The 7828-nt window shown below is 54.4% G+C and carries 8 protein-coding genes, 1 tRNA gene and 1 pseudogene; 5 read left to right on the top strand and 5 right to left on the bottom strand.

Annotated features, from left to right (window positions below):
* Positions 1–89: 89 nt before the first annotated feature.
* The 3 genes and pseudogenes from IBX51_RS13495 to IBX51_RS13485 all read right to left on the bottom strand — a co-directional run bounded on the left by IBX51_RS13495 (position 90) and on the right by IBX51_RS13485 (position 2622).
* A pseudogene (locus IBX51_RS13495) lies at positions 90–891 on the bottom strand (group II intron maturase-specific domain-containing protein).
* 375 nt (positions 892–1266) lie between these two features.
* Complete coding sequence (locus IBX51_RS13490; protein WP_291831803.1) at positions 1267–2364, bottom strand: porin; 1098 nt, start codon at positions 2362–2364, stop codon at positions 1267–1269.
* A 167-nt stretch (positions 2365–2531) separates the two neighbouring features.
* Positions 2532–2622: transfer RNA gene (locus tag IBX51_RS13485), tRNA-Ser, on the bottom strand.
* Between the two features lie 186 nt (positions 2623–2808).
* On the opposite strand from IBX51_RS13485, the gene IBX51_RS13480 reads away from it, so the two are divergent.
* Together IBX51_RS13480 and IBX51_RS13475 are read left to right on the top strand one after the other, a co-directional pair.
* Complete coding sequence (locus IBX51_RS13480; protein WP_291831802.1) at positions 2809–3339, top strand: isochorismatase family protein; 531 nt, start codon at positions 2809–2811, stop codon at positions 3337–3339.
* Positions 3340–3358: 19 nt separating this feature from the next.
* Positions 3359–4012 (top strand): cupin domain-containing protein, encoded by a 654-nt coding sequence (locus tag IBX51_RS13475; protein WP_291831801.1) that lies wholly within the window; start codon positions 3359–3361, stop codon positions 4010–4012.
* Between the two features lie 86 nt (positions 4013–4098).
* Here IBX51_RS13475 and IBX51_RS13470 read toward each other — a convergent pair whose 3' ends face one another.
* Positions 4099–4926 (bottom strand): protein-glutamate O-methyltransferase CheR, encoded by an 828-nt coding sequence (locus IBX51_RS13470; RefSeq protein ID WP_291831800.1) that lies wholly within the window; start codon positions 4924–4926, stop codon positions 4099–4101.
* A gap of 37 nt (positions 4927–4963) precedes the next feature.
* Positions 4964–5893 (bottom strand): chemotaxis protein CheV, encoded by a 930-nt coding sequence (locus IBX51_RS13465; protein ID WP_291831799.1) that lies wholly within the window; start codon positions 5891–5893, stop codon positions 4964–4966.
* A 192-nt stretch (positions 5894–6085) separates the two neighbouring features.
* Between IBX51_RS13465 and flgA the strand changes: the two genes are divergently transcribed.
* The 3 genes from flgA to IBX51_RS13450 all read left to right on the top strand — a co-directional run bounded on the left by flgA (position 6086) and on the right by IBX51_RS13450 (position 7722).
* On the top strand, positions 6086–6787 hold the full coding sequence (flgA, locus tag IBX51_RS13460) for a flagellar basal body P-ring formation chaperone FlgA (protein ID WP_291831798.1): 702 nt from the start codon (positions 6086–6088) through the stop codon (positions 6785–6787).
* A gap of 130 nt (positions 6788–6917) precedes the next feature.
* Positions 6918–7244: a flagellar biosynthesis anti-sigma factor FlgM gene (gene flgM / locus IBX51_RS13455; protein WP_291831797.1), complete on the top strand. Its 327-nt coding sequence runs from the start codon at positions 6918–6920 to the stop codon at positions 7242–7244.
* 7 nt (positions 7245–7251) lie between these two features.
* Entirely contained in the window at positions 7252–7722 is a 471-nt protein-coding gene (locus tag IBX51_RS13450) for a flagella synthesis protein FlgN (RefSeq protein WP_291831796.1), read from the top strand.
* Positions 7723–7828: the final 106 nt, after the last annotated feature.

The raw sequence follows: 7828 nt of genomic DNA, 5'->3' as shown, positions 1-7828 counted from the left end.
AATCGGGATAGGGGGGAACCAATAGGTTCCGCCCCTCCCACACCACCCGGCATGCGGGTCCGCACCGGGCGGCTCGAGAAGTTGAGGTTTCACGAGAGTCTCGGCACTCCCAACCGATCAAAGTAGGCAATGGTCAGCACATGGTGAATGGCAGAGAGACTGTTGTGCCACCAGCGCCGGCTCAAGGCCGCCACCGATTGCGCAACCCCGGGCGTTGCTCCCAGCTTCAGAAGCTCCCGGTAGATCGTCTTACCCCGTCGCCAGTGCCGGAGGTGGAGCATTCTCAGGCGGCGACGTATCCACTTATCCAGTGATCGCCAGATGCGTGGCGTTTGGGCCAGCCTGAAGTACCCTTTCCAGCCGAGCAGATAACTGCGGAGCTTCTCCACCACCTGTGCCATGCTGTAACCACCTGATCCCCGGGTCAGTTGCCTGATCCTGAGCTTGAACGCCTGTAACGCTTTCGTCGATACCGCGCATCGAACGTCTCCATCCCTCCCTTGCCACAGAGCGTAGCCGAGGAACTTGCGACCGAACACGGAAGCCGTAGCTGTGCTCGCTGAAGGTGGGATCAATCAGAGGTTGCAGCACTTGCAACAATGCCTGTTGAATCAGACGGTCGGTGACGGTGGGGATTCCCAGTTCCCGCTCACTGCCGTCCGGTTTCGGGATGCCTACCCGACGAACGGGTTGTGGTTGGTAGGAGCCGCTCAGCAGTTGCTGGCGAAGCTCCGGCCACACCCATCGCAGGTGTTCCGCGGTTTGGGCAATATCCAGACCGTCCACACCTGCCGATCCTTTGTTGGCCTTCACGCGCTTCCATGCCCGTTGCATATTCTCTCGTGCGAACGCCTGCGCAAGCAGGTTTCGCCCTGACCAAGCGGCTACTATGGCCTCTGCTGACTTCTCGCTCCGTGTTACCACGTCGCCCTTTCAGGCATAAGGCGAGATCTCCCCGGATAAGAACACACTCCTTCACCGCACAACCGCCGGATTTACACCACCTCGCCTTGGCCACAAGAGCTTCGCGACTTTTGGCCCGCTCGCCCTGCTCGGCAGTGCCTCGTATCCGATTCTTGTTCATCGGCTCACGGTTTACGCTCCACGCTTCCTCCCCACGGTCGGTCGCCCTTCCGCAGTTGCGTTTCACTTCGTTCGCTGTGGCCAGCTCACGGGAGGACTTTCACCTCCAGGAGTGCGCCCGTGCCGGGAGCACCAAAAAACCGGGCTATCAAGGCCCGGTTTTTTGTGTACCTGCATGACGGTTCAGAAACTTAACCGGCTGCCAACCATGACAACGTGAACATCATCGAAGTGCCCGCTATCGGCATCCAGCGAGAAGTTGTTGTAGACTGCATAGGTTTCAAGGCGCTTGATAGGCCGGTAGACGTAGGCAGTACCGTAGACTTTCACGTCAGAGCCGAAAATCACAACATCGCCGACGACTGGATTGAAGTCCTTGCCCTGCGCACGGTGCACAGTAAAGGCGTGCTTGCCGGTCTTATAACCAATCTTGAACATGTTGAAGTCCGAGTCACGGCCATCATCATTTTCAGTATTCGAGTAAGCCACGCCCAAGTTAATGCCGGTATCATGCAGCCAGGAAACCGATCCGCCGATGGTTTCCTGGTCACCTGTAGTGCCACCCACATCCTTGGTAGAATAACCAGCAGAAGCAGACAAACGGCCAAGGCCGTCAATGTTACCGCTATAGGATACTGCCAGTTCTGTGATGTCCTGCTCGCCTTTATAACCCTGGCTAACCGCAACACTCACGGGTCCAAACTTTGGGCTATCGTAACGTAGTCGATCATACCGGGATTCAAAATCCTGATTGCGGATAGACTGTTTAACCGTAGGGCTAGCGCCACCACTTTTCTCTACAAACGGCAGAGCACCACCGCCCAACGCAAGGTCAGCGGACGAGGCGACTTTAGTGCCAGAAAGGTCAACCTCAGTCGCGCCATCTGCCGCGCCAGAGCCCTGCCCTACGGTCAACTTACCGTAAGCACCCTCGACAAACAGACTGATGATACGCTCGTTGAATTCACCTTTAATGGATCGGTTTTCCGGCGTCACCAGATCGGACGGGTTGTGCTGATATTCCCACTCTAAATGTCCACCCACCCTGAGGCCAGTATCCGGCAGCTCCGTACTAATAACACCACCCACCCGGGTGGAGGCATAATCGTTGTCCACGATGTACTGCTCAGAGCCGTTGCCGGTATCAGAGTGCATAATAGCTATACTGATGGCGCCATAGACCCTGACATCAAGCTCCGGCACTTCAATTTTTTGGGCAAACGCAGGCGCCGAAACCATCCCCGCCAAAGCAACGAATAGAGCAAGCTTGTTTTTATTCACTTATTATCTCCATTTTTGGACTAGCGATGTTCCCAAAAGATTAGCGAGACAAGATAGCCTGGGGAAACAACACAGGTGTTGATTGAAATCAGTTTAAGGGTGACGGACCAGAAAGTACTTGGAAGGATTCAACAAAAAACCCCAACATTTCTGCTGGGGTTTTGTATTGGCGGAGAGGGAGGGATTCGAACCCTCGATACGCTATTAACGTATACACACTTTCCAGGCGTGCGCCTTCAGCCACTCGGCCACCTCTCCAATAAACTGTTCCAAATCAGCAAAGTCGTCGCTCATTTGAGGGCGCAGACTTTAATAGTTTTAGCCTCGCTTGGCAACTGTCTTGAGCGTTTTCCAACAAAGTTTTTACTGAACGCTGAATAACAAAGCACGGCGCCATGGCGTATCCTTATCAATAAACCTAACTCAATGGCGGAGACAATACCCATGCTGATGAAAGCCGAACAGTCCACCCTTCTACTGATCGATGTGCAGGAACGGCTAATGCCTGCGATCAGCGCCGGCGAAGAGGTTATCGAACGGTGCACTATGCTGGCAACGGTTGCGGGGTTATTGGGCGTGCCTGTTGTTGGCACCGAGCAACTACCGGAAAAGCTCGGTCATAATGTGGAATCGGTGAGAGAACTGTGTGATAGCACGCTGGGAAAACATCATTTTGACGCCTGTCCAGACGGTTTGATTGATGAGTTGCCGGAGGGGCGGCAACACATAGTCATCGGCGGCTGCGAAACCCACGTATGTATGCTCCAGACAGCCCTGAGCCTGCTTGATGCCGGCTATAAAGTCTGGGTGGTTGCCGATGCTACTGGGTCAAGAAACGATCTTGACCGGGATGTTGCTCTTGATCGTTTGCACCAGAGCGGCGCCCGAATTGTCACTGCGGAAATGGTCGCTTTTGAGTGGATGGTGCATTGCAAACACCCCCACTTCCGTGACATGCAGGCGCTGATCAAATAATCGAACTAATGAGGTGTTCATGCTGAATATGGAGTTCTCCCAACGGGTGGTAGTCTACACTGCCGAGCAACCCTGGGTTGCCAGCCCCGCCGCCGGGGTTGAACGCAAACCTCTGGCCCGGGAGGAAGTCGAACGTGGGCACGCCACCAGCGTGGTGCGTTACCTGCCGGGCTCTGCTTTTGCCCGCCATGAACACCCGCTGGGCGAAGAAATCCTGGTGCTGGAAGGAGTATTCTCTGATGAAACCGGCCACTACCCGGCAGGCACTTACTTGCGCAATCCTCCGGGTAGCGGGCATGCACCCTTCAGTGAACAGGGCTGTACCTTGTTGGTAAAACTGCACCAGTTTGACGAACGGGATACCTCCACGGTTCGTGTCGACACCAACACAGCAGAATGGTTGCCCGGTATTGGCGGGTTACAGGTAATGCCTCTGCATGAGTTCGAGCATGAGCATGTGGCACTCGTAAAGTGGCCGGCCAATGAAGTGTTTCAACCCCATCGGCATTTCGGTGGCGAGGAAATCTTTGTACTGCACGGAGAGTTCTGTGACGAGCACGGCCGTTACCCTGAAGGAACCTGGCTGCGCAGTCCACACCTGAGCCAGCATCACCCGTTTGTTGAGCGAGAAACGACCATCTGGGTCAAGACCGGTCACCTGCCCCTGATTTGATCAAAAAAATGACGCATCTCCAGAGGCGGATCGGAGAGTGCCAGCATCGGAACTGCCACCAGCACCCCGACATTCAGCGACATGGATTATTTTTTCCTGTAGATGATACCCGGATGGCACTGGACCATTTCGTAGAGATCCGGCAGGCCATTGAGCGATTCGGACGCCCCGAGAATCAAGTAGCCACCGGGATTCAGCGCGGCATGCAGGCGTGTCAGGATGTCTTTTTTCAAATCTGCGGAAAAGTAAATCAGTACGTTACGGCACATGATGATATCGAACTTACCGAGCATGTAGCGCTCAAGCAGGTTGAGTTCTTTAAAATCCACCATTGACTTGATCTGGGGCTTTATTTGCCAGCCTCCGCCGGACGATGGCACAAAGAAATACTTTTGGCGATCTTGAGACAGCCCCCGGCCAATGGCGATCATCTCGTACTCGCCTCGACGGGCAACCTCCAGAACGCTTTTGGAGATGTCGGTCGCAGTAATTTTTACATCACGCAGTTTACCCGGCCGGGTACGCCGAAATTCGTCGATGACCATACCTACCGAGTAAGGTTCTTGCCCGGTTGAACACGCGGCCGACCAAATTCTGAGGGGCTGCAGTCCATTGCGCTCTGCGAACTCGGGCAGCAGCTTTTCCTGAAGAATCCGAAACGGATGATTATCACGGAACCACAAGGTTTCGTTGGTGGTCATGGCATCGATCACCACTTCTCGCAAACCACCGCGCCCGGAACGCCTGAGGCGTTCCAGAAGCTCACCCAAAGAATTCAGGTTGTTCTCCTCAAGAATCCTGCGCAGCCGGCTCTTAACCAGGTACTGCTTGTTCTCTCCCAGAAGGATGCCACACGCATCCTGCAGGAATGTTTTGAAGGCGTCGTATTCCTGAGGCGTTATATCCGCTTTCATTGGATCTCTATCGTGGATAAATCTGTTAACCGAGCGATCACTGCTGATCAATGATTTCCATCACGCGCTCGGCAAGCTCATCGGGGCTAAATTTGGCCATAAAGTCATCGGCGCCGACTTTCTGCACCATGGCTTTATTGAACACGCCACTCAGTGACGTATGCAACATGACATACATCGCGCTCAGGGCCGGATCGTCTTTAATACGGGTGACCAGGGTGTAACCGTCCATTTCCGGCATCTCGACGTCGGAGATGATCAGCGAGAGATGATCTCCGGCTTTTGAGCCATCGGCAGTAATCTCTTTGAGGTATTCAAGCGCTTGTTTGCCGTCGTTCCGAGTGACGACCTCCATACCGATGGCCGTCAAACAACGTTCAATCTGCCGACGGGCAACCGAGGAATCGTCAACCACCAGCACCGGACGATTGCCGGGTGCGCGTTCGGCACCACGGGTCACAAGCTCTTGTGTCACATCTTCCCTGAGCGGAGAAACTTCTGCAAGAACCTTCTCTACATCAATGATTTCTACCAGCTTGTCATCAATCCTGGTAACCGCTGTCAGATACATATCTCTTCCGGCACCTTTAGGAGGCGGCAGAATATCCTCCCAGTTCATATTCATGATGCGATCAACGCTGGACACCAGAAAACCCTGGGTTTTACGGTTGTATTCGGTAATGATGACAAAACTTGTGGAAAGCTGTTCAGCAGGAATCCCCGGCATGCCGATGGCCATGCTCAGATCAATCACCGGAATGGTTTCGCCCCGGATATGGGAGACGCCCCTGACCACGTTCCGGCTATTGGGAATAGACGACAGCTTTGGGCACTGCAGTACTTCTTTGATCTTGAATACGTTGATGCCATACAACTGCTGCCCCTTCAACCTGAACAACAACAGCTCCAACCGGTTCTGACCCACCAACTGCGTGCGTTGATTAACACTGTCCAAGACACCTGCCATATCCATCTACCCCTGGCATGCCGGATACCGGCACAAAATTTGCTGAGTTACTAAGTAACAACCTGTTTCGCGGTTCAGGGCCAAAACATTGACGGCCCGGATCCCAGTAAGAGTTAACGGCTAAGCCCGCCGATACCTTAGGCGAAATCGCACTCACGTGCCTTAAAGACAGCATAGGACAATGCCGAGCAGATGCGAACCCTCTTTTTAGCGATCTTTTGCCTGTTCACAACAGGACTGAATGCGGCAGGCGCTGCAACCACTGCCAGCCAGATTCGTGACGCAGCGGCAAGCTTTGTCGAGGCGTGGGCAGACCAACAATCCAATCAAGATTTGGACATCAGATTCACCATCGGCAGCATCGACAGTCGGCTGACTCTGGCAGCCTGTACAAACGCCCTTGAAACCAGCTTCACCAACGACCCACTGAATACCACGTCACCGTCAGTCATGGTGTCCTGTGTCGGTGAGCGGCCCTGGCGGATGTTCGTTACCACTTCCGTTGAGGTGCATGGCCCAGCTCTGGTTGCTGCCCGCCCTCTTGCCCGGGGCGAACGCTTGTCCGCCGCCTTGGTGCAGGAAAAGCAGGTTCAGATCAATGCCAGCCGACGCGGCATTCTGACCGACCCGGAGCAGATTTCAGGCATGCTGGTGCGCCGGCCAGTCAATGCGGGCTCTCCCATTACTCCGGATCTACTGGAAGCACCCAACGCTGTAGAGCGTGGTGACCATGTTATTATCATCGCGAAATCCGAGGCGTTCTCGGTCAGCTCAAGGGGCAAAGCGTTGTCGAGCGCCAGCGTTGGTGAGCAGGTCTTGGTAGAAAACCTGAGATCATCACGTACAGTCCGAGCCACCGTGACCGCGCCCGGCCGGGTCGAAATCCCTATGTAGCGGCAAACTGAATCCCGCCGGCAAAAAATTTCCGGTTTTATCTAAAGGTTGGCTAAATGCTGCCGATAGACTGGTATAAACCCGAATCCGCCACTGCCTCATCAGTGGCCACAGGCAAGCAGGTATTTTTATGTCAGTTGACTTAAATGGAATGGGCCCAGGCCAGGTCAACACCAACAGAACCACGGCCGATAAATCGTCCGGCACCCAGAGCGCGCCATCACCGGCAGCCGAGCAGGCCAAGGCTCAGAGCCCCGCCGCTCGTGGTGAGAGTGTCAGCCTCAGCAATCAGGCCAAAAACCTGAAACAGCTGGAGCAAAAGCTGGGCGATTACCCGGAAATGGACGACGATCGGATTGCGCAGATTCGTTCCGCCCTGGAAGATGGCAGCTACAAAATCGATGCAGAGAAACTGGCCCAGAAAATGCTTGAGATGGATAAAAGCATTTTTGGGTGAGTAGACCATGACCACAATCGATGAATTGAAGACCCTTCTCTCAGAGGACATCCGCCAGCTGGACACGTTAGCGGATGTACTCTCTCAAGAAAGCCAGGTGTTGTCATCGGCCGATATTAAGCCGCTCGAAGACATCACCGCTAAAAAAGACGACATCCTCGGCCAGATCCGGGCACGTGCCAAACAGAAGATTCACCTTCTGGTCAGCATGGGCTACCGCCCAGACGCCGGCGAGCCCTCAAGGTTTATTCGTGCCAGCGGCCAGGACGACCTGTATCGGTTATGGAAAGCCGCCGACGAAAAGATGCGTGCATGCCAGGATCTGAATCAACTCAACGGCCGAGTGGTTGGGCACCTGCAGAAGCGCCTTAATAAATTGACCGAGATATTTCGGGGCGCATCCGCACAGCAAAAACTGTACGGAGCCAAAGGCGAACAAACCAGCGTTTCAAACCGAACCATTCTTGCAAGTGCCTGATCAGTGACCCGCCATACCCCTTAATCGAATACCGAGGTTCGCCATTCAGATACTAAACGCCGGAAACGGTCAGGTCCGAGTCCAAAAAGCTGAGCACTGGCACGAA

It is taken from the genome of Marinobacter sp. (genome assembly GCF_014859525.1).
GTDB lineage: Bacteria > Pseudomonadota > Gammaproteobacteria > Pseudomonadales > Oleiphilaceae > Marinobacter.
The sequence above is the reverse complement of the archived record's forward strand: the minus strand, read 5'-3'. Positions and strand labels throughout refer to the sequence as shown.

Coding starts and splice junctions, on each gene's coding strand:
- flgM (WP_291831797.1), top strand. CDS start 6,918: ATGTCAGTTGACTTAAATGGAATGGGCCCAGGCCAGGTCAACACCAAC.
- IBX51_RS13465 (WP_291831799.1), bottom strand. CDS start 5,893: ATGGCAGGTGTCTTGGACAGTGTTAATCAACGCACGCAGTTGGTGGGT.
- IBX51_RS13470 (WP_291831800.1), bottom strand. CDS start 4,926: ATGAAAGCGGATATAACGCCTCAGGAATACGACGCCTTCAAAACATTC.
- IBX51_RS13475 (WP_291831801.1), top strand. CDS start 3,359: ATGCTGAATATGGAGTTCTCCCAACGGGTGGTAGTCTACACTGCCGAG.
- IBX51_RS13480 (WP_291831802.1), top strand. CDS start 2,809: ATGCTGATGAAAGCCGAACAGTCCACCCTTCTACTGATCGATGTGCAG.
- IBX51_RS13450 (WP_291831796.1), top strand. CDS start 7,252: ATGACCACAATCGATGAATTGAAGACCCTTCTCTCAGAGGACATCCGC.
- flgA (WP_291831798.1), top strand. CDS start 6,086: ATGCGAACCCTCTTTTTAGCGATCTTTTGCCTGTTCACAACAGGACTG.